A 3,097-nucleotide genomic window follows, 5' to 3' on the forward strand; every position below is an offset into this window, starting at 1 on the left:
GCTTGGAAATGGCGTGACCAGCGGTTTTTTCAATTAGACCGGCGGGATGGTTTTCATTTGCGTTTAAAAGAAGAGGGGTCTTTTAATGGAAGTGAATTGCCTGCTTATAAATTTTCTATTCACAGACCCAAGTTAAAAAGCGGTTTGCCTATTCGTTCTGGGCTTGCACGGCTTGCAGCTTGGGCATTTCTCTTCAAGTCTTATACCTTAAAAGATTGGATGGCATTTTTAGAAGTTTATGGCATGCCTTTGCGTGTGGGTAAATATGGGGCAAGCTCTTCTCATGAGGAGCGACGGGTTCTCATTCAAGCAGTGCGTGATTTATCCAGTGATGCGGCAGCGATTATTCCCAAAGAGATGGAGATTGAATTTATTGAAGCGGCAGGGGGCAGTGGCAATGCGGTGTTTGCTTCTAAGGCGGAATATTTAGATCGACAAATTTCTAAAGGTGTGTTGGGGCAAACCATGACGACGGATGATGGTTCGTCCTTTTCGCAAGCGCGCATTCATGAAAATGTGCGCCATGATATTGCCAGAGCTGATGCACGCCAATTAGCTTTAACGGCTAATCGTGATTTGATTGTGCCTTTTGTTGAGATTAATTTTGGACGCCAAGAGCGCGCCCCCCTTGTCTATTGGCCGATTTCGGAAAATGAAGATATTAAAGCGATTAGTGATGCACTGGAAAAACTTGTGCCCTTGGGTTTGCGTGTTGGGGCGCAAGAAGTGCGCAATAAGATTGGTTTTTCGCAACCAAAAAAGGAAGAGGATGTTTTAAAGGCTCCTGATAATGCGCTTGATGATGAGAGGGGACAAGAGGATGGTGAGGCAAGACAAAAGGCTCATGTTTGTGCTGATTGTGGGGGTGTTTTTGATGTTTCTGTGACAAGAGAGGACAAGGGTGCAAAAGAGCAGGGTGGAAAACATCACGACGAATTGGACCGACTTTCACAAGAAGCTTTAAGCGACTGGGAAGAGGACTTAGAACCCCTTTTAGAGCCTTTTAAAAAGCTTGTGAGAGAAGCAAAAAGTTATGAGGATATCCTAAAAGGCTTAGATGAATTGCTAGGTGAGATGGATCATCACGCATTAGCAGCGCGCTTGGCAAAAGTACAAATGATTGCACGTGGGCTTGGGTATCATGGATGAGGAACTTTTTAAAACCGCCCCTAAAGAGGTCACCCGTTATTTTGAAGCCAAGGCACTTGTTCCAAGCTTTGATTGGCGTGATATAGCACCAGAAGAACATGCCTTTTCCTTTACGGTGGCAAAATCGCTAGGCTATGATATTTTGGAGGATTTTAAGCGAGCGGTTGGAGAAGCCATAAAGCATCAAGTTCCTTTTCAAGATTTTCAAAAAAATTTGATGCCGATTTTACAGGAAAAGGGTTGGTGGGGTAAAAAGACCAGCATTGACCCCAAAACTGGTGAAAAGAGCGTGGTGCAATTGGGCAGCCCACGGCGTTTAGAAACGGTCTATTGGGCCAATACCATGAGTGCGCATGCAGCAGGCGAGTGGGAGCGCACACAAAATAATAAAGAATTTTTGCCCTATCTCACCTATGCTTTGTCGAGTTCAGAACATAAGCGTTTAGAACATGAAAGTTGGGTGGGGTTTACGGCACCTGTTGATGATCCGGTTTGGGATTGGCTTTATCCACCCAATGGCTGGCGGTGTAAATGTAGTGTGCGACAGGTAAGCCGTTATGAAGCAGAAGATTTAGGCTATGAAGAGGGGGCAGAGCCACTTCATGTTGAAAAGCAGGTTTGGCACAATAAGCGAACGGGGAAAATTGAGAAGATACCAAAGGGGATTGATCCTGGTTGGCATTCTAATCCTGGGAAACATCGCGCGCAAAACTTAAGCAATTTTTTGAGTGATAAAGTCTCTGTGATGGGGGACAATGACAAACGCATTGCCATTGAAGATATTGTGGGTTCACCACTTTTGGAAGCCATGTTTGAAGGACATATGCCGCGTGGATTTATTCCCATTGCCCCAATGATCCAAAAGGTGCGTGATGTTTTTGCAGCGGAAAATTCTCTTATTCGCTTATCCGCAGACAGTGTGAAACATATTTTGTTAGAGCATCAAGCGCGTGATCTTCGCTTGGATGATTTTCGGGGCGCCATTCAAACGCTCATCCGCCCCCATGGCATTATCAGGCGAAAAGGTGTACCGAGCGTTGTGTTTTTGGGTGAAAATGATGGGGTATGGTGGCGCTTAGCAGTTAAATTCGTGGCAAGCAAACAAGAATGGTGGTTGACCTCCATGCATAAAAAAAGCTCTAGAGAAATTGGACGCTTATTGGATGCGGCTGAAAAAAAGGGCGAGAGGTTGTTGTAAAGAAAACAACAGGAAGAAAGTCTTTTGTTCTTAATGGAAAAGAGGCGAGGAAAATGAGAAGGCGTGGAGGGCGGTCAACTCCTCGCAGATCCGGTAAAACCGTCCTGGTATAACTGGCTCACGCCTCGCGGATAATGTAACAGTTTAAAAGTTTAAAAGCAATCTTTAAAAAAATGGTGCTCTGTCGCCAGTGTCTTTGAAAACAATTTTATAAGAGTGTTTGACTTTTATTAAGAGTGTTTGGGGGTGTTTTCTTTAAAAGGGAAAAGAAGGATGAACGGTTGTTGTAAAGAAAACACCGTAAAGCTCTGTTGGTGTTTGTGAGAAGGAACTGGTGTCGAGAAAAATGAGAAGGCGTGGAGGGCGGTCAACTCCTCGCAGATCCGGTAAAACCGTCCTAGCAAAACTGGCTCACGCCTTACCTCCAATGATATAATGTTTTTAAGCCAAAAAGCAATTTTTAAAAAAAACGGCTTGAGAGAGGCTTTTTTTGTATAAGGCGATAAATTGTACCTCTAACTTCACAACGGCGCTCTATCGTCTTTGAAGTGCCTTTGAAAACGATTTTATGGGATGGTTTGGCACGGGGGTTTCTCTCACAAGGAGAAGAATAGGGAAAAGAGTGCTTTTTTGAGAAATGCTCTTTTGACTGACAGTGTCAGACTTATGGTGGGAGTAAGTTTCATGCATTGTATTGCCAATGACAATTGTAAAGCAATAGGCAATGTATGGAACAGGAATTTCACGAAG

3 protein-coding genes are annotated in these 3,097 nt (G+C 44.1%); 2 read left to right on the forward strand and 1 reads right to left on the reverse strand.

Going from position 1 to position 3,097, the window contains the following annotated elements:
- Positions 1-1,149 (forward strand): DUF935 family protein (locus ACFIMC_RS09455; protein WP_375680804.1); only part of this gene is annotated, 1,149 nt, incomplete at its 5' end.
- Positions 1,142-2,347 (forward strand): phage minor head protein, encoded by a 1,206-nt coding sequence (locus tag ACFIMC_RS09460; protein ID WP_375680803.1) that lies wholly within the window; start codon positions 1,142-1,144, stop codon positions 2,345-2,347. The genes ACFIMC_RS09455 and ACFIMC_RS09460, both read left to right, overlap by 8 nt.
- 534 nt (positions 2,348-2,881) lie before the next feature.
- Here ACFIMC_RS09460 and ACFIMC_RS09465 read toward each other — a convergent pair.
- Positions 2,882-3,097 (reverse strand): hypothetical protein (locus tag ACFIMC_RS09465; protein ID WP_375680802.1); only part of this gene is annotated, 216 nt, incomplete at its 5' end.

The organism is Bartonella sp. AP21QHHD (genome assembly GCF_042196205.1).
GTDB lineage: Bacteria > Pseudomonadota > Alphaproteobacteria > Rhizobiales > Rhizobiaceae > Bartonella.